Raw genomic sequence first — 20292 nt, 5'->3', positions numbered from 1 at the left:
CCGCATACCCGGCTCTCGGCCGAGCAAAGGCATCTTCTAGCGATGGCCAACGTCGAGTGTGCCGCAGGGCGACGTCGGTCAGGAGGGGAAATCCAGGGCCGCGGGCGGGTTGAAGCGGGACGGGACGGGGTCGCTCCACCGCAGCGGTGACGCTCCGGCCGTCTCGACGACGTCGGTGACGGTGAACTCGACCAGCCGTTCGGCGCCCGGCACCGCGGCGGCGTGCGCGGGATCCCAGTCGGTGCGGGCGGTGCCGGTGAGCTGGAGGACGCCGCCGGTGCGCCAGTCGCAGAAGAGCAGTCCGGCCCGGGGCCGGACCTCCAGGTTGCCGAGCGTGTTGAACATGGCGTTGCCGGCGTAGTCCGGCCAGCGCAGCACGGTCGGCGACGGCGCGTGCACGAAGCCGGGAGCGCCGCCGCGGTGGGAGGCGTCGGCGTGGCCGTCGGGGCCGGCGGTGGCGATGAAGAAGGTGTCGGCGCCGGTGATCCACCGCTGCTGGTCGCCGGTCAGGGCGCGCGACCGGCGCGGCGCGGACGGCGTGGCCTGCTCCCAGCGGGGCTGCCGCTTCTGGATGTACTTGGGGCAGTTGGAGTACACCTGGTCGAGATCGACGCGCAGGCCGCGCGCGGTCGGGACGGCTCGGCCGTTCATCCGCATCCGGCGGTGCCGGGCCGGTTCGACGGCCAGCATGCCGACCGGGGCCGGTTCGGTGAGCCGGTCGTGCAGCGGGTCGCCGGGCGCGGGACGGGCGTCGATCGCGAGGGTGCGGTCGTCCTCGGCGTGCAGGAAGCCGGGCCGCCCGGTGAGCAGGGTGGCCCACATGCGTTCCCGGTCGTCGGCGGCGCCCAGGACCAGCATCGGCTGCTGGAGCAGGAACCCGCGCGCGACCTCGGGGATCTCCGCGCGGACGGCGCGGGAGGAGAACGCGCCCTGGTCCAGCAGCCCGGCGCGCCGCTGGGCGGCTCGTTCGCCTTGGTGGTAGACGTCGGCCGCCACGGCGGCCTCCTTTCGATGTGCCGGTGGGTCAGAAGAATCCGCAGGTGGGGGCCGCTCCGCTGGGCGCGGCGGCGGTGTCGGCGCCGGAGGGCGCGTAGATCTCCAGGCGGGTCCCGTCAGGGTCGGTGAAGAAGACGCCTCCGGAGGAGGCGCCCTCGCCGTGCGGGACGACGCCGTCGTGGGCGAACGCGGCGTCCAGGTCGCGCAGCACCTGCTCGGCGGCCCTGACCTCCTCGATCGTCTCGACCTGGAAGGACAGATGGTGCAGGCCCGCCGAGCGGGTCGCGAAGACGGTGTCGCTCTGCTCCCACAGGGTCAGCACCAGCCGCCCGTCCCGGCCGAGGAAGGCCCAGCGGCGGCCGGGCTCGTCGCCCCGGGCCTGCACCTGGAGTCCGAAGACGCGCAGGTAGAAGGGCAAGGACCGATCCAGGTCGTTCACGTTCAGTCCCACGTGCCCCGTCTGCAGGGACTTGATGGCGACCGTCTCCATGGCACACCTCGCAAACCCGGGCCGTCGCGCCCGGTCTTGATCTAACTGGCTAACTGAAGATAAGAGGTTAGAGGCGCGGCGTCAACCGGCTAAGGCGGGATAGGCGGGTAGAATCGCGGTGTGCAGCCGGAAGACGGAACCGCCAGGCGGGACGCCGCGGACCCTCGTCCCCTGGTCGGGGAGCCGCTCTGCCTCGACCTGCTCAACACCCGGTGGGTCGAGGACGGCGTCCGGCGCGACCTGCTCGACTCCACCGACGGCCTCGCCGTCTGGCTGCGGTCGGCCGGGCTGGACGGACGCGCGGCGGCCACCCGGGCGGCGCTCGACGCCGCCGTTCAGACCCGCGACATCCTTCTGACGCTCGTGGACGAGGACCCGTCCCCGCAGGCGGTGGCCGCGCTCAACGGCGTCCTGGAACGCGGCGCGCTGCATCACCGGCTCGGGCCCGACGGCCCGGAGAGCCGTCCGCGGACCGACGACCCCGCCTGGCTGCCGGCCTGGTCGGCCGCCGCCGACTACCTGCGCCTCATGGCCGACAGTCCCGAGCGGATCAAGCCCTGCGCGCGTCCCGGCTGCGTGCTCCACTTCCACGACACGACCAAGAACGGCACCCGGCGCTGGTGCTCCATGGCGGTCTGCGGGAACCGGGCCAAGGCCGCCCGGCACTACGAGCGCGCGAAGACCGGACGCTAGGCGCGCGGCGGTGGAGCGGGCGTGCCCGGCCTGATCGAGTCGATCAGGGCGGTGCGCACGGCGTGGACGGCGGGAGAGCGCCAGCGGGAGGCCGGTTCGGCGAGCCAGAGGTGGTGCCGGGACAGGCCGGCGGGCAGGGGCAGCTCGACGAGCACACCGGCGGCGAGTTCGTCGGCGACCGTGACCGTGGGCAGCAGCGTGACGCCGAGGCCCGCCGCCGCGCAGCGCTTCGCCGTCTCGACGCCGCCGAAGCGGGGCGGGTCCGCCGCGGGGTCGGCGGCCTTGACGAGGGCGGCGAGCTCGTCGCTGTAGGAGCAGCCTTCCTCCAGGAGCAGGACGCCGGTCGCGGCCAGCTCCGCCGGGGACGGGGGCCGGTCCCGGGGGAGGGCCGTGGCCGCCGCCCCGACGAGAGACAGGGGCCGGGCGCCGAGGTCGACGAGGTCCGCCCCGGACGGGTCCGGCGAGGGGTCGAGGACGAGCGCGAGGTCGGCGCGGCGGTCGGCGAGGGCGGTGAGAGCGGTCCGCGTGTCGGCGGGGAACAGCGACAGGGTCACGTCCGGGAGCCGCGCGCGCAACCGGGGCAGGAGGGGCGCGAGCCAGTAGGCGCACACGGACTCCGGCGCCCGGACCCGCACCGGGCCGGACGGCTCGGTGGCGGCGGCGCCGACCTCGGCGAGCATGCGCTCCTGGAGGTCGAGGACGCCCCGGGCGTGCTCGGCGAGCAGCGAACCGGCGCGGGTGGGGGAGACGCCGCCGGGGCGGCGGTCGAGCAGCGGCGTCCCGGCGAGGCGCTCCAGCGCCTGGACGTGCGCGGTGACCGTGGACTGCACGAAGCCGAGCTCCGCCGCGGCGGCGGTCATCCCGCCGGTGCGCAGGACGGCCAGGAAGGTGGTGAGGAGGCGCGTGTCCATCGAGTTTCCCGATGTGCTCGATCAATAACCATCGTTGGACGCGATGCTAGTCCGTGGAGCAGACTGCCCGCATGAGCGACAGCGCACAAGTACTCCGCTACACCGCATTCGACGTGGACGGCGAGGGCGGCAACCCCGCCGGGGTCGTCCTGGACGCCCGGGGCCTGGACGACGCGCGCATGCAGGAGATCGCGGCCGAGGTCGGGTTCTCCGAGACGGCCTTCCTCGTGGACGAGGGCGGCGCGCCCGGCCGGTTCGCGATCCGCTACTTCAGCCCGCTGGCCGAGGTCGCCTTCTGCGGGCACGCCACGATCGCGACCGCCGTCGCGCTGGCCGAGCGCCAGGGGACGGGGACCGTGAGGCTGAGGACCCCGGCCGGCGAGGTCGGGGTCGAGACGAGGGAGGCGGGCGGCCGCGTCCTCGCCACCCTCACGAGCGTTCCGCCCACCGTCCGGGCCGTGGAGGAGGCCGATCTCGCCGCCGCGCTGGCCGCGCTGCGCTGGGAGGCCGGGGAACTCGACCCGCAACTGCCGCCGCGCATCGCCAACGCGGGCAACGACCACCTGGTCCTGGCGGCGTCCACGCGCGCCCGGCTCGCCGACCTCGACTACGACTGGGTAGCCCTCGGCGAGCTCATGGCGCGCCGCGGCTGGACGACCGTCCACCTCGTCTGGCGGGAGAGCGAGACGGTCTTCCACGCGCGCGACCCGTTCCCGCCCGGCGGGGTCGTGGAAGACCCGGCGACCGGCGCCGCCGCGGCGGCCTTCGGCGGGTACCTGCGCTCGCTGGGCCTCGTCTCCGCCCCCGCCGAGATCACCGTCAACCAGGGGGAGGACATGGGCCGTCCCAGCCGGCTGCTGGTGGACGTCCCCCCGGGGGACGCGGGCGTCGGCGTGAGCGGCACCGCCGCGCCGATGGGCTGACCGGCGGCGTCCAGTAGCGTCGGGCCATGCCGAACTCGACCGCTGCCGTGACCGCAGACGATCTCGACCTCGCCGTCCAGCTGGCCGTCGCCGCTCTGCGGGAGGCGCCCCCGGAGGCCTGGGACGGGAAGGCCGGGTCGCTCGAATGGAGCTGCTGGGAGACCGTCGAGCACCTCAGCGACGACCTGTTCGCCTACGCCGCCCAGATCGCTCCGAGGACGCCGCCGGCGGACGGCGAGGTGCCGTTCGTCTGGGAGAGCCGGCGTCCCGGCGGGCCGGCCAACGCCGTCCACGCCGACAGGAGCGCCGGGCCCGCGGGGCTGTTGCAGGTGCTGGACGCGTGCGGCGGGATGCTGTCCGCCGTGGTCCGCCGCACGCCTCCGGACGTCCGCGCGCACCACACCTTCGGCGCATCGGACGCCGAGGGGTTCGCCGCGATGGGGATCGTCGAGACCCTCGTCCACATGCACGACCTCGCGGACGGCCTGGGGCTGTCGTGGGAGCCGCCCGCCGACCTGTGCGCCCGCGTGCTGGGACGCCTGTTCCCCGGCGCGCCGCAGGACACCGACCCCTGGTCGACGCTGCTGTGGGCCACCGGTCGCGGGGACCTGCCCGGCCACCCGCGCGTGACGTCCTGGCGCTGGTACGGAAGCCCCCGCGGCTGACGGCCGTCTCGCTCAGCGCCGGTAGTGGAAGGCCGGCTTGGGGTGCATCAGAAAGTCGTGGTGGGAGATGTTCCAGGCGTAGGCGCCGGCCATGGCGAAGGCGATGACGTCGCCTGGCGCGAGGGGCGGCACGAGGACGTCGCGTGCGAACACGTCCTTCGGGGTGCAGAGCTGGCCGACCAGGGTCGCCGGGCGCTCCGGGCCGTTCGCGGTCAGAACCTCGAAAGGCTGATCGTGGCCCTTCGTCACGGGAGTCCGCAGGTGGTGGGTGCCGCCTCTGAGAATGGCGTAGGTCTCTCCGCGCGTGGTCTTCACGTCCAGGACGTCGGTGACGTACCAGCCGTGGTAGGCGGTCATCGCCCGTCCCGGCTCTATGCGGACTTTCGCTGGAATGTGCCTTAGGCCTGCCCCGTAGGTCTGCCAGTCGAAGCGGGCCTCCGGGGAGGTGTAGTCCACCGCCATTCCGCCGCCGACGTTCAATTCGGGGTCGTCCACTCCTCGGGAACGGAGCCAGGGGATCGCCCATTCCGCTATCCGGTGGGCCAGTTCGAGCATCACCGGAGCGTCCAGGCCGGATGCCAGATGGGCGTGGACGCCTCGTAGCGTGAGGTGCGGGTGCTCGGTCAAAAGGCGGGCGCAATGGTCGAGGGCGTCCTCGTCCATGCCGAAAGGGCCGCTCATGGTGAGGGCGGCGTCCGGCACGTTCACGGGCAGATTCGCGCGGAGCAGGACGTCGGCGGGCCCCATGCCGGCGAGGCGGACCAATTCGTTAGGGCTTTCCACGTGGATCCGGTCGGCCTTCAGCGTGCGTGCGGACTCCAGTTCGTCAGCGGTCTTCCCGGGGCCGCCGAAAGCCACGGGCTTGCCGGGGAGGGTCTCCCGGACGTGGGCGAGTTCGCCGCCGGACGACACCTCCAGGCCGTCGACGTGGGGCGCGAGAGTCCGGAGGATCTCGGCGTCCGGGTTGGCTTTGACGGCGTAGAAGACCTCCGTGCCGTGCAGCGCGGCACGGATGCCGCGGACGTGGGCTTCGAGGCCGGGAAGGTCATAGACGTAGGCGGGGTACCGGTCGAGGCCGAGCGCGAGGTCGTTCACAGCGGTCGGGACGCGGCGAGCGGGTTGGGGACGGGGACGTAGGCCGCGCCGCGGTCGGCCGTCTGCGACCAGCGGGTGCGGAGGTTGGCCTTGGCGGGCAGCGGCACACCGGCGAGAAGAGCCCTCACCTGCGGGTGGCGGTCATAGGCGGCGAAGTGCTTGCGCGCCGTGCGCCAGAGGGTCTCGTCCAAGGGCGGGTGGAGGTCGGCCACGGCGGCGGCTATCTCGGTGAGGTGGTTGACGAGGAGGCAGTAGACGACACGGTTCCAGCCCTCGTCGGGGGAGTAGGTGAGCCCCTCGGCCACGCGGGAGGGGAGATGCGACAGATCCCAGTGGCCGGCGGTCAGTTTGGTGCCCTCCATGTCGCGGAAGACGGCATGGACCGGCATCCCGTCGGCGCCGACGCAGACGAGGACGTTCTGCAGATGAGGTTCCAGGACGACGCCGTGGTCCAGATAGGTGCCCAGGACAGGCGGTGCCACATGGGCTACGTACGCGTCCCACCAAGCTTGGGCGCCCTCCAGAGACGAGAGGACGGGCAGCCCGGCGAGGACCGCGTTATAGGGATCGGCCAGGGCTCCCGCAAGGAGAGGCGTGCCGGGAAGGGATCTGACGCCCTGCCGCAGGATCACCCCTAGGCCCTCGTACAGGCGTCGGTCAGGGAGGGCCACGCTGCGGTAGGCGGGTTCTCTGAGAAACGTGGCGTTCAGCTTTTCCAGGATGGGCGGCAGCACTTCGTCGAGCGTCATCGCCCCGGTCAGCTCGTACCAGGCGTTCTTACGGACGCAGTTGGTGATGCGCACGTCGAGGCTGAACTTGCAGAACACGTCGGCGTCCGGCAGGTACGCGGTCCGGACGGACGAGGTGGGCACCGCCTCCATGCCGGATGGACCGAGATTGACCAGAGAGCCGTTCGCCAAAGCCTTCTGCAAGACGGGATTGTCCGCCAGCAAGGAGAACTGCCACGGGTGAACGGGAAGCAGCCGACGTCCGGGCGGCGCCGAGGGGCCGTGCGCCTCCAGAGCCGCGAACGCCTCCGCGGCCCCCTCCTCGGCGACGAGTTCCGCAGCAACGGCCAGCCACAGCGGACGGAATCGAGCCCTCGCCTCAGGCGCGTAGGCCAGCCACTCCTCCGGCGACCCTTGGCGGGCCTTGGGGGACGGGTGGAAACGGTGCCCCGCGACAAGGGACTGCTCTGACCCGATGTAGTCGATGGAGCGGTCCTCAGCGGACTCGCCCCTGGCGGCGAGGATCGCGGTGAGCGCGGTGTGGCTGTCGTCCACCTGGGCGAGGAACTCCGCGTTAGGGGAGCCGGTCGCCAGTTCCAGTTCGCCCGCGACCAGGTTCGCCAGTCTGCCCCAGGCGGCGGGTATCCAGTCGTCCTCGCGGCGCTCCTCGTAGGGCGGCGCCAGGCGGTAGGTCGCCCCGACCGGAGGGCGCGCCAGTCCCGCACGCAGCACGACCCCCGCGCGGGGCAGCCGGAACACCAGGCGGGCGCCGTCCGGCCAGACCTGCTGCTCCGGCCCGCACACCTCCCGGATCAGGCAGTTGAGCAGGGCGGTCGCGGTCGCGTCGTCGGCCGTGACGGCCGGTTCTGTCAGCAGCACGTCGTGTCCAGTAGGTAGTTGGGCCCCGGCGGGCCGTAGTGCTTGTTGATGTCGGCCGCGCCCGTCCTCGCCTTGTCGACGAGGGTCCCGGCGGTGACCATGGCCTTGCCGGGCAGCGTGTCGGCGTCGAGCGTGCGGGCGCGCAGGAACGCGTCCTCGGGCCCGAGGGCCGCGTCGAGCCGTTCGCGGATCATCCGGCGCCCGGCCCGCCAGGGGAGCAGGCCGCGCTCGGCCAGGCCCAGCGCGGGCGCCGCGGCGCACAGATGCAGGGTGATGGTGACGAAGACGCGGGCGAGCGCCTCAGGGTCGGACGTCGTCATCCGGTGGTCGACGAGGTCGCGAGGGTCCGTGTCAGGGGTGGGCGTGACGCGCTCGCGGAGGCGGGACGGGTCGATGAGCGCACCGTCGTTGTCCTTGATGAGGAGGCGCAGCGGAGACTCGTCCAGGACGAGCGCCACGTTCTGCTGATGCGCCTCCAGCGCTATGCCGTACCGGAACAGCGTGACGTTCCAGGAGAGCAGTGCCGACAGGTAGGCGCCGAACAGTTCCTCGACGTCCCAGCGCTCGATGACGTGACCGCGGTCCGGTGCCTCGGCGAGCAGGGCAGCGACAGGGACGATGTGCGCGCGCGCAGTCTCGGACGGGAAACGGCGCACGAGATAGCCGAGAAGCGGGTCGTCGGCGTGGCCGTAGGTCTGTTCGTCGGCGAGGAGCACGGGAAGCGACGGCTCCTGCAGAAGTACCTGGCGCAGGATCCGCTCGACGAGCGCGCCGTCCGGGAGGGTGCCGGGCATGATGGTGCGCCGGTTGCGCAGCCCGAGGGTGCTCGTCGGCAGCGGCATCTTCACGTGGTCGAGCGGTGCCGCGGCGACCGTCCGCATCGACAAGGTGGGCGTGACGTGCAGGTACGGCTCGGGCGCGAGGGAAACGCCGGGCCGGGAGCGCACCTGCCGCGCCGCCAGCGGATGGACGGGAAACAGCGCTCCGGCCGCGTCGTCCAAGCGCAGGCCGACGTCGGACGGCCTGGGCCACCATGCGGGGAGCGTCCCGGCCAGCGTCGCGTTCGGCACGGCCGCCCAGCGCAGCGGGAACGACGGCGCGAACTCGGGTGCGTAGCGGCTCAGTTCGCCCAGGGAGAGTCCGGAACGGCTCCGGCCCGTCGGATGCACGGGGTGGTCGTTGTAGGCCGCCAGCGTCTCGTAGAACGTGCCGGGGCCCTTGCGCAGCTCGGCCGGGAGGCGGCCCAGCCGCCTGTGGACGGCCGGACGCGCGTCGTCGTGCAGCTTGATGGTCGCCAGGGCCTCAAGGCACTCGCGCTCGAAGGACGCCGTGTCGTCACGCGGGTCGGAGACCAGGCGAACGGCATGGAAGACGTCGTTCAGCCTCAGGCCCTGCCCAGGATCCACGACGAGTTCCGAGAGGAAGGCGGGCCGGGCCTCCAGAAGACGCACTGTACGGCCCGGAAGCTCCAACGCGCGGCCCCGGACGAATCGCCTCAGGCCCGCGTAGTCCTCCCTCAGCAACGCGTCCAGAACGCGGGCCGCGAGCGGGCCCTCGCCATCGTCGCCCGTCACGCGATCGTCCAGTCGTGGGTCGCGCGGAACCGCGCCAGGGCGGCGTTCACTTCGTCCGGTCCGGGACCGATGGCGCGCACGGTGCCGAGGTAGTCGCGGTTGGTCCGGGTGAGGGAGACCGTGTCGCCCACCGCGCGCTGAGGACGGTACGCCAGCCGCACCGGGCCGTCCTCGAACCGCAGGGGGCCGGGAGCCGCGGTGAGCGTGCCGCAGCGATCGGCGATGACCGGCTCGGCGACGGCATGGCGCGGACGGGGGACCCGCCGCCCCGGAAGGGCCGCCCCGAGATGGACCCGCAGGATCTGCTCGAAGAGGGGCACGTCCAGCAGATCGGCCAGCAGGAAGTCGCAGTGGTCGCCGATCAGCCGGTAGTTCACCTCGATGACGCGGGCGCGCCCCTCATGGACGACGAACTCGGTGTGGCACGCCCCGAAGCCGACCCCCAGCGCCTCCAGCTGCCGCAGGACCTCCCCGGTCTCCGGGGGAGGGGGCGCCCACTCAAGCCGTTCCTCCACGAAGAACGGCGGCGGCGAGAGCGTCGTGCGGAACGAGCCCAGCACCCGCAGTTCCCGCCCGTCGCCCAGCGTCTCCAGCGTGTGGAGACGGCCCGGCAGGTACTCCTCGGCCACGAGCGGATCGCCGCGGCGGGCCCTGATCTCCTCCACCCGGGCGGCCAGTTCCACGGCGTCGTGGACGAGGAACACGTCCTCGCTCGCCACGCCCTCGCGCGGCTTGACGACGAGCGGATACGGCGCGTCCGCCGGGACCCGGCCCGCGTCCGCCGAGAAGACCGGGTCGAGGGACGCCAGGTGCCGCCGCATGAGCGCCTTGTTCTTCGCGCGGGTCGCCGCCCGCCAGTCCTTGGCGGGCAGGCCGAAGTACGCGGCGGCCAAGGCGGCGGGCGCCTGCAGGAAGTCGCTGTTGGAGAACACGGCGGCGGGCCGGCCCCCGCCGCGCGCGGCGGTGTCCTCGACGCGCGCGATGATGTCGCGGAAGTCGGAGACGTCGCACTCGACCACCGGCACGCCGGCGTCGTGGTCGGCGGGACGGTCGGTGAGGAGCGTGACGTCGAGGCCCAGGCGCGCGGCGGCGGGCAGGAACCCGTGCGTCACCGAGTCGGTCGCCTTGCCGGCGACCAGGTAGAGAGAGGCGGCCACGACCGGCCCTTCCAGTGAGTGAGGTAAGCCTTGCCTAACTCGCAGTGATCAACCATAGTGGCCGGGGCGCCCTCCGCACGCAAGAACGATGGCACCGCGTGTCCCGGCCCGTCCCGCGATCCGCCAGGATGGGCCCATGGATCTTGTCGACCGGTGGGTGGCGCTGGCGGGGCCTCACACCCGGCACATCGGGACCGAGCTCGACCAGCGCTACGGGGAGCCGCACCGCCGCTACCACACCCGCGCGCACCTCGCCGCGGTGCTCGATCTCGTGGACGAGCTGGCCGGGCACGCCGAGGACCCCGACGCCGTCCGGATCGCCGCCTGGTTCCACGACGCCGTCTACGACCCCGAGCGCGCCGACAACGAGGAGCGCAGCGCCCGCCTGGCCGCGCGCATGCTCGCCGACACCGACCTCCCGGAGGCGGTCGTCGCGCGGGTCGTCCGCCTCGTCGAGCTGACCGCCACGCACGCCCCGGAGGAGGACGACCGGGACGGGCAGGTGCTCTGCGACGCCGACCTCGCCGTCCTCGGCGCGGAGCCCGAGCAGTACGCGGCCTACGCGGCGGCCGTCCGCGAGGAGTACGCGTTCGTCCCCGACGAGTTCTTCCGCGCCGGACGGGCCGAGGTCCTCAACGGCCTCCTGGCCCTGCCCCGGCTCTTCCACACGCCCGCCGCGCGCGAGCGCTTCGAGGAGCGCGCCCGCGGCAACATGCGGACCGAACTCCTCCTCCTCAACGCCTAGACGCCGAGCCGGCCGTCCGGCACCGGCCGGGGCCGGGACGCCTTGCGGCGGCGCAGGCCCGCCTCGGTCAGCCGCAGGAGCAGCTCCTGGCAGCCCACCGCTTCGGCGCCCTGGAGCAGCGCCGCCTCGTACAGCTCCGACGGGACGTCGTAGTGGTCGCGCTCGAACGCCCGCGGCGGCATGCCCAGTTCGGCGGCGAAGACGTGCAGTTCGTCGTAGGACACGTCGCTGACCATGTGCGACCACACGCGGCCCCGCGCGGGCCACAGCGGCGGGTCGATGAGGATCAAGGCCACTCCCGCGATCGAGGCAAGGGGATCCCCTACTGTGATTCTCCAGTCTCGGGGAACCCGAGGGGTCGGGACGTCCGGAGACCCCGGACAGAGGTAACTCAGCCCGACATTACGACATGCGAAGGGGCATGCAGGTGAACGATGTAGTCGCCTACATCCAGGCGGACCGCGACCGGTTCGTCGCCGACCTCAAGGAGTGGCTGGCGATCCCGTCCATCTCCGGGGACCCGGCGCACGCCGAGGATGTGCGCACCTCCGCCGGATGGCTCGCCGAGTACCTGCGAGGGCAGGGCTTCCCCACCGTCGAGGTCTGGGAGACCCCCGGCCTGCCGGCGGTGTTCGCCGAATGGCCCGCCGAGGACCCGGAGGCTCCCGCGGTCGTCGTCTACGGGCACCACGACGTCCAGCCGGTCGAGCCGCTGGAGGAATGGGAGACCGACCCGTTCAAGCCCGTGGAGAAGGGCGACCGGCTCGTCGGGCGCGGCGCCTCCGACGACAAGGGCCAGGTCTTCTTCCACACCCTCGGCATCCGCGCGGCGCTCGCCGCGTCCGGGCGGCAGGCCCCGCCCGTCACCGTCAAGCTGCTGGTCGAGGGCGAGGAGGAGTCCGGCTCGGTGCACTTCGCCGAGCTGCTGCGCACCCACCGCGACCGGCTCGCCTGCGACGCCGTCGTCATCAGCGACACCACGATGTGGGCGGCGGACGTGCCGTCCATGTGCACCGGCATGCGCGGCCTCGCCGAGGCCGAGGTCACGCTGCGGGGCCCGGACGGCGACCTGCACTCCGGCTCGTTCGGCGGCGCCGTCCCCAACCCGCTCCACGCGATGGTCTCGCTGCTCGCCGCCCTGCACGACGACGACGGCCGCGTGGCCGTCCCCGGCTTCTACGACGACGTCGTCCCGCTCAGCGACGAGGAGCGGGAGCTGTTCGCCAAGCTGCCGTTCGACGAGGCCGAGTGGCTGCGCACCGCCGGGAACAGCCGCGCCGCCCACGGCGAGAAGGGCTACACCACCCTCGAACGCGTCTGGGCGCGGCCGACCGCCGAGATCAACGGCATGTGGGGCGGGCACACCGGTCCGGGCGGCAAGACGATCGTCCCCCGCGAGGCGCACGCCAAGATCTCGTTCCGGCTCGCCGCCGGGCAGGACCCCCGCAAGATCCAGGAGTGCTTCGAGGCGTGGGTCGCCGAGCAGGCGCCGCCCGGCGTCGAGGCCGAGGTCCGCGTGTCCGGCGGCGGCGTCCGGCCCTGCTTCTCGCCGATCGACTCGCCCGGCGTGAAGGCCGCCCGGCGCGCCATGGAGCGGGCGTTCGGCACCGAGGTGCTGTTCACCCGCGAGGGCGGCAGCGGCCCCGAGGCCGACATCGCCGACATCCTTGACGCGCCGCTGATCTTCGTCGCGGTCGGGCTGGACGGCGACCGCATCCACGCCCCCAACGAGAAGGTCGAGATCCCCCTGCTGCTCAAGGGCGCCGAGACCGCCGCCTACCTGTGGGAAGAACTCGCGGCCGCGCTGCGCTGAACACGCAGGAGAGGAGCACGATGACCGACGCCCCGACGGACAGTCCGCACGCCCCGCTGGAGTGGCTCGCGCTCGCGCGCGGCACGCTCGACCGCGTCGCGCTGAACCGGCGCGACGAGGCCTGGCTGGACGAGGCGTGGGCCGACCCCAGGACGCGCGTCCTGGTCATCGAGGACGGCCGGTCGCCGGTCGCCTTCGAGCCCGTCCCCGCGCTCGTCCTCGTCCCGCCGGACCAGGCGCCGGACGGCGACCGGTGGCTCCTCGGCGTCGACGGCGACGGCGTCGCCCACTTCGGGGTGAGCGGCCCGCTGCCCGTCATCGAGGGGGCGGAGCCGGCCGGGCTCCGCCGCGTCGGCGCCCTTCTCGGCGACCAGGACTCCGGCCTGCTCACCCACGCCGTCGCCCTGGAGCACTGGCACGCGACCCACCGGTTCTGCCCGCGGTGCGGCGCGGAGACGCGCGTGGCGTCCGCCGGGCACGTGCGCGTCTGCCCCGAGGACGGCTCGCAGCACTTCCCCCGCGTCGACCCCGCCGTCATCATGCTGGTGACGGACGAGGCCGACCGCGTGCTGCTGGCCCGCGGCCCGCAGTGGCCCGCCGACCGCCGCTCGATCCTCGCCGGGTTCGTCGAACCGGGCGAGTCCCTCGAACAGGCCGTCGCGCGGGAGGTGCAGGAGGAGGTCGGGCTGCCCGTCCGGGACGTCCGCTACCTCGGCAGCCAGCCGTGGCCGCTCCCGCGGAGCCTCATGCTCGGGTTCACCGCGAAGACGGACGGGGACCTCCCGCTGCGCCCCGACCCCGAGGAGATCCTGGACGCCGCCTGGTACACGCGCGAGGAGCTGCGCGCGGCGATCGACGCGGGCGAGATCGTCGCGCCGGGCCCGCTGTCCATCGCCGCCCAGATCATCATGCGCTGGTACGGCGGCGAGCTTCCCAAGATGCCGCCGTTCTAGGGGCGTGCGAAAGGCCCGCCGACCGGACGGTCGGCGGGCCTTTCTCGTGGGTCTCAGCCCGCGTCGGCGATCTGCGCGAGGCGGCGCTTGACCTCCTTGGCGCTGGGGTTGGTCGCGGCCGTGCCGTCGGGGAACACCAGGGTCGGGACCGTCTGGTTCCCGCCGTTCACGCTCATCACGAACTCCGCGGCCTCGGGGTCGCGCTCGATGTCGATCTCCACCATATGGATGCCGTCGCGGGCCAGCTGGCTCTTCAGCCGCCGGCAGAAACCGCACCAGGACGTCGTGTACATGGTGAGCTGGCCGGCCGCGCCCTTGGCCCGGTCGGTCGTCGGCGTCGCCATCGCTTCCGCGTCTCCTTGCGCTCGGGGGTGTACCTCCGGAAGAACAGTAGACAGCCGTTTCGCATTCCGCGCCGTCCACAGGCGGCGGGATGGCCGATGCAGGTGAGGCGGGCTGCGAGTATGGGGGAATGTCAGCTGAGTCGGTGCTGGAGGGACTCGACCCCGAGCAGCGGGCGGTCGCCGAGGCGGTGAAGGGCCCGGTCTGCGTCCTCGCGGGCGCCGGGACGGGCAAGACCAGGGCCATCACCCACCGGATCGCCTACGCCACGCTCACCGGCGTCGTGACGCCGCAGCGGGTGCTCGCCGTGACGTTCACCACCCGGGCGGCGGGGGAGCTGCGCAGCCGGCTGCGGCAGCTCGGCGCGCCCGGCGTGCAGGCCCGCACGTTCCACGCGGCCGCGCTGCGGCAGCTCGGCTACTTCTGGCCGCGCGTCGTCGGCGGCGAGCCGCCGAAGATCGTCGATTCGAAGATCGGGCTCGTCGCGGACGCGGCGCGGGCGTGCCGGCTCTCGCTCGGCCGCACGGAGCTGCGCGACGTCGCGAGCGAGATCGAGTGGGCGAAGGTCACCCAGAACCGCCCCGAGGACTACCCCGCCGCGGTCGTGAAGGCGAGCCGCCGCCCGCCCGCCGAGATCGTCGACGTGGCCCGCGTCTACGCGATGTACGAGCAGCTCAGGCGCGAGCGCAACCTGCTCGACTTCGAGGGCATGCTGGAGCTGACCGCCGCCGTGATCACCGAGCACCGCGAGGTCGCCAACCAGGTCCGCGAGCAGTACCGGTACTTCGTCGTCGACGAGTTCCAGGACGTCAACCCGCTGCAGAAGATGCTGCTCGACGCCTGGCTCGGCGACCGCGACGACCTGTGCGTCGTCGGCGACCCCAACCAGACGATCTACTCCTTCACCGGCGCGTCCCCCTCCCACCTGCTCGACTTCACCCGCGAGCACCCGGACGCCAAGGTCGTCAGGCTCGTCCGCGACTACCGCTCGACGCCGCAGGTCGTCCGGCTGGCGAACGGGGTGATCGGGCAGGCGCGGGGCGCGCGGCACAAGCTGGAGCTGGTCGCGCAGCGCGAGAACGGGCCCGAGCCCGTGTTCAACGAGTACGACGACGAGGTCGCCGAGGCCGACGACGCCGCGCGGCGGGCCCGCAAGCTGATCGAGGAGGGCGTGCCCGCGCGGGAGATCGCGATCCTCTACCGGATCAACGCGCAGTCCGAGACGTACGAGTCGGCGCTCGCGGCCGTGGGCGTCCCGTACGTGCTGCGCGGCGCGGAGCGCTTCTTCGAGCGGCCCGAGGTGCGCGAGGCCGTCGTCCGGCTGCGCGGCGCGGCCAGGGCGGGCGCCGACGCCGAGACCGACGGGATGGGGCTGATCCAGACCGTCCGCCACGTGCTGAGCGGGGCGGGGTTCTCCGACCGGCCGCCCGAGGGCGCGGGCGCGGCCCGCGCGCGCTGGGAGTCCCTCGCGGCGCTGGCGCAGCTCGCCGAGGACATGGCCGCCGACGACCCCAGGGCCGGGCTCCCCGAGTTCGTCGCCGAGCTGGAGGAGCGCGCCGCCGCGCAGCACGCGCCGCCGCTGGAGGGCGTCACCCTCGCCTCGCTGCACGCCGCCAAGGGCCTGGAGTGGGACGCCGTGTTCCTCGTCGGGCTGGCCGAGGGCACGCTGCCCATCGTCTACGCCAAGACGCCCGAGCAGATCGAGGAGGAGCGCCGCCTCCTGTACGTCGGCGTCACGCGGGCCCGCGTGCACCTGAACCTGTCGTGGGCGCTGGCGCGCTCGCCCGGCGGGACGCAGGCGCGCCGCCCGTCCCGCTTCCTCGACGGTCTGACCGGCAAGACCACCACGCACACGCCCGCGCGCGTCGACCGGTCGAAGCGGCGCCCCGCCAAGGGCCCGCAGCCGTGCCGCGTCTGCGGGCGCCCGCTGACCGCGGCCGTCGAGCGCAAGCTCGGCCGCTGCGAGGACTGCCCCTCCGAGCTGAACGAGGAGCTCCTCCTCGCGCTCAGGGAGTGGCGCGCCGGGGTGTCGGCCGAGCAGAAGGTGCCCGCCTACGTGGTGTTCACGGACGCGACGCTCCAGGCGATCGCCGAGCACGCCCCCGAGTCCATGGAGGAGCTGGCGCGCATCCCCGGCGTCGGCAGGGTGAAGCTCGACCGCTACGGCGACGCCGTCCTCGGCCTGTGCGGGCACTAGCGCCGCGGGCGTGGCGGGGCGGCGCGGAGGCGCCGGTGACGCGGGGTGAGACCTGGCTCACTCGTACCGATAGGGAAGACTGGCCGCCGTGAAGGAATCGCTGAAGGCACTGCTGGACCTGCTCGACCTGGAGCAGATCGAGAACGACATCTTCCGCGGCCGCAGCCCCGAGGAGCGGCGGCAGCGCGTGTTCGGGGGGCAGGTGGCGGGGCAGGCGCTCGTCGCCGCCGGGCGCACCGTCCCCGCGAACCGGCCCGTCCACTCGCTGCACGCCTACTTCATCCGCCCCGGCGACCCGCTGGTCCCGCTCGTCTACACCGTCGACCGGGTCAGGGACGGGCGGTCCTTCACCACCCGCCGCGTCACCGCCGTCCAGCACGGCAAGGCGATCTTCACGCTGTCGGCGTCGTTCCAGATCGTCGAGGACGGCCCGTCCCACCAGGCGCCGATGCCCGAGGCCCCCGCCCCGGAGTCGCTGCCGGACGGCCTGACCCGCCTCACGCCGCTGTTCGGCGAGGTCGGCGCGCGCGAGTTCGTCACCCGCCGCCCGTTCGACATCCGGCACGCGACGCCGCTGACGTGGGAGGCGGCCAAGGACCCGGCCCTCGCCACGCCCGAGTCGAAGGTGTGGCTGAAGGTCGACGGCGAGCTCCCGGACGACCCGCTCCTGCACGTGTGCCTCATGACCTACGCGTCGGACATGACGCTGCTCGACACCGTCCTGCTCAACCACGGGCTGGCCTGGGGCGACAAGCGGACGATGGGCGCCAGCCTCGACCACGCGATGTGGTTCCACCGGCCGTTCCGCGCCGACGACTGGCTGCTGTACTACCAGGACACGCCGTTCGCCGGCGGCGCCCGCGGGCTCGCCCGCGGCCAGGTGTTCACCCGCTCGGGGGAGCTGGTCGTGTCGGTCATGCAGGAGGGCCTGGTCCGGGTCTCCGACACCGGACGCGAGGCGCCCGGCGGCCCGTCCGTGAAATGATCGTTCCGTAAGGGGCGCCCGGGAGTTTCGACGCTCGCGGGACGCCCGGGGTTCTGCGGAATCCGGGTGAGGTCGCCCACGAAACCGCAGGTCAAAAATATCTTGCTTGATTCGGCGGAGTCCCCGTACGCTCGACGCGAGCAATCAACCGGCCGACCGGTGTGGATCTTGGATCCGCCGGACACGGCCCGAGGAGCCCGAGAGGTGGTGTGCAGTCCGGTGAGCAACACGTTGATCAAATTCGCGTCCTGGACCGCGGCCTGCCCCGGCACCTCGATGCTCGGCACCTCCGTGCCCGCCCCGATGACCCGTGTCTCGAAGCCCGGCGAGTCCGCCGCGTATGTCGAGGCGTCCGTCTTCGAGGCGTCCGCCCTGCGGCAGCGTGAGCGCGGCATGTGGCGGCGCGACGAGCGCGGGCTGCGCGGCACGAATCTGTGCGATCTGCGCTTCGAGCAGCGAATCCAGGACGACCAGGGGCGCAGTGTCTTCGAACACCTTCTCGAGGACATGAGCGTTCCGGCTCCGGCCACGGCCCACACGGGCGTCACCTTCACGGGTGGCGTGTCGGGTCCGTACCCCTGGAGGCGACGACCGGTCTAGAACAAGGCCGGCAAGCCCCCAGGCCGCGGATCCGACACCGGATCCGCGGCCTTCTTCTTTGTCCAGACCCACCGACACGCCCGTTGAGATCCAACGAGAGGAACAAGGGTGACTGTGATGCAGGGGGCTCTCGCAGTAAGCGAGGAGGACCTCACGCTTCCGTGCCGGACCGATCCGGAGCTGTTCTTCGCCGAGGCTCCCGCCGACGTCGAGCTCGCCAAGGCCCTGTGCCTGGAGTGCCCGCTCCGCAAGGAGTGCCTCGCCGGGGCGCTGGAGCGCAAGGAGCCCTGGGGCGTCTGGGGCGGCGAACTGTTCGTCCGCGGTGTGATCGTGCCGCGCAAGCGGCCGCGCGGCCGCCCGCGCAAGCACCCGCGGCCCGACGAAGTGGCCGTGTGAGGCGACGATGCCCAGCACGCCGGTGATCGGCCGAATCGAACCCGTGGACGCGGTCCCCGCGCGGGGACCGCGCCCACGGGCGGCCGGGGAGAACGAGATGACACCGCTCAGCGAGATGACGTTGCTCAGCCAGGACCTGTCCCGGGAGCGACCACCCGTGCCCGACGAGCTCGCCGCCCGCGTGGTCGCGCTCAGGCGCGCCCGCCGGGAGGCGCGGACGAGGGCGTCGCGGGTGCGGCGCGTCCTGCTGGCGCCCACCGCGGCCGGCGAGGCGTACGCGCACCCGCAGCGGCCGCGGCACCGGGACTGACCGACGGACCGGGCCCGGATCCCGATCCGGGCCCGACCGCCCACCGTGCCCGGCGGACGAGCCGGGGCCGGGAGACGGCACAGGCTCGACGGACGACGCAGGCTCGACAGACGGCGCAGGCTCGACAGACGACGCAGGACCGAAAGGCTTCAGACCCGCCGGTCGCAGGCCGCCGTCCGTCCTTTCTTGGATGGTTTGGCGGACGGCACGCCTCCCGGCGGGCGCGTGGAGCGCGTCCGGTGACCCACTCGCCGGCCGCGCGAAGAGCGGGGCCCCGCGCACCTCATCAGTGCGCGGGGCCCCCGAGCTTTTCCGGCGCCTCCCGGACGGGGCCGTCAGCCGCCGACCAGCTCGCCGTCCGCGTCGTCGGCGAAGCCGGGCACCCACTTCAGCGACTCGGCGCGGGCCGGGATCTCGCACTCCAGCTGGCAGAGCACGCCGGTGCCCGCCGACAGCACCCGGTGGATGATCACGTACTCGGGCGGCAGGTTCAGCTGCCGGACGACGTTGGACGGCCGCAGGTCGGTGACCTGGGCGGCCATGTCGCGCAGCCACTCGCGGTTGAACTTGAACGTCTCGGTGACGAACGGCTCGGTGATCGGCGCGAGGAACGCCTGCAGCGACTCGGCGTCGATCTCCACGCCCTCGCGGATGAAGTCCTCCCGGCGCAGGGCCTCCTCGACCTCGTCGATGTCGGCCATCGTGCCGATCCGCAGCAGCAGCCCGAGGCGCCGCTGGAACCCGCCGGGGATGCGGTCGACGGCGCCGAAGTCCAGGACGCCGAGCCGCCCGTCCTCCAGCAGCCGGAAGTTGCCGGGGTGCGGGTCGCCGTGCAGCATCCCCGACCGCTTCGGCCCCGACAGCAGGAAGCGGCAGTACAGCAGGGCCGCGTGGTCGCGGGTCTCCTGGTCCCCGTCGCTGATGATCTTCGAGAGCGCGGTGCCGTCCATCCACTCGGTGATCAGGATGTTGCCGGACTGCGCGACGACCTCGGGAATGGCGAAGTCGGGGTCGTCCAGGTAGGCCTCGCGGAACCGGGTCTGCGACTCGGCCTCGATCGTGTAGTCGAGCTCCTCGACCACCCGCTCCTTGAGCTCGGCCAGCATCGACTTGACGTCCAGGCCCGGCATCAGCACCCCGAACAGCCGCCCCAGCCGGGCGAGCTGGTTGAAGTCGCTGATCAGCGCCTTGCCCGCGCCGGGGTACTGCACCTTCACCGCGACGGCCCGGCCGTCGTGCCAGACGGCGCGGTGCACCTGGCCGATCGACGCGGCGGCGGCCGGCCGGTCGTCGAACGACTCGAAGTAGTCCCGCCAGTCCTCCCCGAGGAACTCCTCCAGCACCTTGTGGACGGTCGACGCCGGCAGCGGGGGAGCGGCCTCCTGCAGCTTGGTCAGCGTGGCCCGGTACGGGCCGGCGATCTCCGGGGGCAGCGCCGCCTCGAAGATCGACAGCATCTGGCCGAGCTTCATCGCGCCGCCCTTGAGCTCGCCGAGCACCTTGAACAGCTGCTCGGCGGTCCGGGTCTGGATCTCCATCGCGACCGTCTCCGCCGGCCGGCCGAAGGTCCGCTTCCCCACGCCGAGGGCGGTGCGTCCCGCGAAGCCGATGGGGAGGGACGCCAGCTTTGCTGACCGCGTCACCGCGCGGCGGGGAAGATCGCTCACGACGACCATTGTCGATGATCCACTGTCGTTCACGCCACAACCATCCCGAACTCTCCCCGCAGCCGGAACCGGTCCACCGATCTGACCTGCTCAAACACGGTAAGTGTGCGCTTTCTCACGCGGGTGCGGGGCCGCGCGCCGCGCGCCGCGGCGGGCACGGTACGGTGCCGGAC

21 protein-coding genes are annotated in these 20292 nt (G+C 73.0%); 11 read left to right on the top strand and 10 right to left on the bottom strand.

All coding sequences use genetic code 11. The features are described 5' to 3' along the window. Positions 1-78: 78 nt before the first annotated feature. A complete protein-coding gene (locus AB0C87_RS01335; protein ID WP_360575958.1) occupies positions 79-996 on the bottom strand; it encodes a pyridoxamine 5'-phosphate oxidase family protein in 918 nt (305 codons plus the stop codon). 28 nt (positions 997-1024) lie between these two features. Then, positions 1025-1486 carry a VOC family protein gene (locus AB0C87_RS01330; protein ID WP_360575956.1) on the bottom strand — a complete coding sequence of 154 codons (462 nt, stop codon included), beginning with the start codon at positions 1484-1486 and terminating at the stop codon, positions 1025-1027. 120 nt (positions 1487-1606) lie between these two features. Between AB0C87_RS01330 and AB0C87_RS01325 the strand changes: the two genes are divergently transcribed. Then, positions 1607-2179: a CGNR zinc finger domain-containing protein gene (locus tag AB0C87_RS01325; protein WP_360575954.1), complete on the top strand. Its 573-nt coding sequence runs from the start codon at positions 1607-1609 to the stop codon at positions 2177-2179. Here the strand turns inward: AB0C87_RS01325 and AB0C87_RS01320 are convergent. Continuing rightward, a complete protein-coding gene (locus AB0C87_RS01320; protein ID WP_360575952.1) occupies positions 2176-3090 on the bottom strand; it encodes a LysR family transcriptional regulator in 915 nt (304 codons plus the stop codon). The genes AB0C87_RS01325 and AB0C87_RS01320 overlap by 4 nt on opposite strands. 71 nt (positions 3091-3161) lie before the next feature. Between AB0C87_RS01320 and AB0C87_RS01315 the strand changes: the two genes are divergently transcribed. Both AB0C87_RS01315 and AB0C87_RS01310 read left to right on the top strand, forming a co-directional pair. Then, on the top strand, positions 3162-4013 hold the full coding sequence (locus tag AB0C87_RS01315; RefSeq protein ID WP_360575951.1) for a PhzF family phenazine biosynthesis isomerase: 852 nt from the start codon (positions 3162-3164) through the stop codon (positions 4011-4013). 26 nt (positions 4014-4039) lie between these two features. Then, positions 4040-4678, top strand: a complete 639-nt coding sequence (locus tag AB0C87_RS01310; protein WP_345184486.1) for a DinB family protein — start codon at positions 4040-4042, stop codon at positions 4676-4678. A 12-nt stretch (positions 4679-4690) separates the two neighbouring features. Here AB0C87_RS01310 and AB0C87_RS01305 read toward each other — a convergent pair whose 3' ends face one another. Genes AB0C87_RS01305 through AB0C87_RS01290 form a run of 4 tightly spaced genes read right to left on the bottom strand, consistent with a single transcriptional unit; the run spans position 4691 to position 10111 of the window. Then, the gene (locus tag AB0C87_RS01305) at positions 4691-5773 is read right to left on the bottom strand and encodes an alanine racemase (RefSeq protein ID WP_360575948.1); all 1083 of its coding nucleotides are present in this window, start codon (positions 5771-5773) and stop codon (positions 4691-4693) included. Further along, positions 5770-7380: an IucA/IucC family protein gene (locus AB0C87_RS01300; protein ID WP_360575946.1), complete on the bottom strand. Its 1611-nt coding sequence runs from the start codon at positions 7378-7380 to the stop codon at positions 5770-5772. Before AB0C87_RS01300 ends, AB0C87_RS01305 begins: the two co-directional genes overlap by 4 nt. Beyond that, complete coding sequence (locus tag AB0C87_RS01295; protein ID WP_360575944.1) at positions 7371-8954, bottom strand: IucA/IucC family protein; 1584 nt, start codon at positions 8952-8954, stop codon at positions 7371-7373. Before AB0C87_RS01295 ends, AB0C87_RS01300 begins: the two co-directional genes overlap by 10 nt. Then, the gene (locus AB0C87_RS01290) at positions 8951-10111 is read right to left on the bottom strand and encodes an ATP-grasp domain-containing protein (RefSeq protein WP_360575942.1); all 1161 of its coding nucleotides are present in this window, start codon (positions 10109-10111) and stop codon (positions 8951-8953) included. Before AB0C87_RS01290 ends, AB0C87_RS01295 begins: the two co-directional genes overlap by 4 nt. 136 nt (positions 10112-10247) lie before the next feature. Here AB0C87_RS01290 and AB0C87_RS01285 point away from each other — a divergent pair, with 136 nt between their 5' ends. Beyond that, positions 10248-10856 (top strand): HD domain-containing protein, encoded by a 609-nt coding sequence (locus AB0C87_RS01285; protein ID WP_345184475.1) that lies wholly within the window; start codon positions 10248-10250, stop codon positions 10854-10856. Here the strand turns inward: AB0C87_RS01285 and AB0C87_RS01280 are convergent. After that, on the bottom strand, positions 10853-11146 hold the full coding sequence (locus tag AB0C87_RS01280) for a DUF4031 domain-containing protein (protein ID WP_345184473.1): 294 nt from the start codon (positions 11144-11146) through the stop codon (positions 10853-10855). The genes AB0C87_RS01285 and AB0C87_RS01280 overlap by 4 nt on opposite strands. Before the next feature lie 137 nt (positions 11147-11283). Here AB0C87_RS01280 and AB0C87_RS01275 point away from each other — a divergent pair, with 137 nt between their 5' ends. Both AB0C87_RS01275 and nudC read left to right on the top strand, forming a co-directional pair. Beyond that, complete coding sequence (locus AB0C87_RS01275) at positions 11284-12669, top strand: dipeptidase (protein ID WP_345184471.1); 1386 nt, start codon at positions 11284-11286, stop codon at positions 12667-12669. A gap of 20 nt (positions 12670-12689) precedes the next feature. After that, positions 12690-13622, top strand: a complete 933-nt coding sequence (gene nudC, locus AB0C87_RS01270; protein ID WP_345184469.1) for an NAD(+) diphosphatase — start codon at positions 12690-12692, stop codon at positions 13620-13622. Between the two features lie 53 nt (positions 13623-13675). Here nudC and AB0C87_RS01265 read toward each other — a convergent pair whose 3' ends face one another. Continuing rightward, positions 13676-13966: a mycoredoxin gene (locus tag AB0C87_RS01265; protein WP_345184466.1), complete on the bottom strand. Its 291-nt coding sequence runs from the start codon at positions 13964-13966 to the stop codon at positions 13676-13678. A 128-nt stretch (positions 13967-14094) separates the two neighbouring features. Between AB0C87_RS01265 and AB0C87_RS01260 the strand changes: the two genes are divergently transcribed. From AB0C87_RS01260 to AB0C87_RS01240, 5 genes are all read left to right on the top strand, one after another. Then, positions 14095-16161: an ATP-dependent DNA helicase UvrD2 gene (locus AB0C87_RS01260; RefSeq protein ID WP_345184463.1), complete on the top strand. Its 2067-nt coding sequence runs from the start codon at positions 14095-14097 to the stop codon at positions 16159-16161. 88 nt (positions 16162-16249) lie between these two features. Beyond that, on the top strand, positions 16250-17146 hold the full coding sequence (gene tesB / locus AB0C87_RS01255) for an acyl-CoA thioesterase II (protein ID WP_345184460.1): 897 nt from the start codon (positions 16250-16252) through the stop codon (positions 17144-17146). Positions 17147-17365: 219 nt separating this feature from the next. Further along, positions 17366-17746 (top strand): hypothetical protein, encoded by a 381-nt coding sequence (locus AB0C87_RS01250; protein ID WP_345184457.1) that lies wholly within the window; start codon positions 17366-17368, stop codon positions 17744-17746. 117 nt (positions 17747-17863) lie between these two features. Beyond that, positions 17864-18142 (top strand): WhiB family transcriptional regulator, encoded by a 279-nt coding sequence (locus AB0C87_RS01245; protein WP_052357680.1) that lies wholly within the window; start codon positions 17864-17866, stop codon positions 18140-18142. Positions 18143-18239: 97 nt separating this feature from the next. Continuing rightward, positions 18240-18452, top strand: coding sequence for a hypothetical protein (locus AB0C87_RS01240; RefSeq protein WP_345184455.1), 213 nt, complete (start codon positions 18240-18242; stop codon positions 18450-18452). A 335-nt stretch (positions 18453-18787) separates the two neighbouring features. On the opposite strand, the gene AB0C87_RS01235 is transcribed toward AB0C87_RS01240, so the two are convergent. Further along, positions 18788-20119: an AarF/ABC1/UbiB kinase family protein gene (locus AB0C87_RS01235; protein ID WP_345184450.1), complete on the bottom strand. Its 1332-nt coding sequence runs from the start codon at positions 20117-20119 to the stop codon at positions 18788-18790. Between the last annotated feature and the right edge of the window lie 173 nt (positions 20120-20292).

The organism is Actinomadura sp. NPDC048021, assembly GCF_040653135.1.
In the GTDB taxonomy this organism is placed as follows: Bacteria; Actinomycetota; Actinomycetes; order Streptosporangiales; family Streptosporangiaceae; genus Spirillospora; species Spirillospora verrucosospora.
The sequence above is the reverse complement of the archived record's forward strand: the minus strand, read 5'-3'. Positions and strand labels throughout refer to the sequence as shown.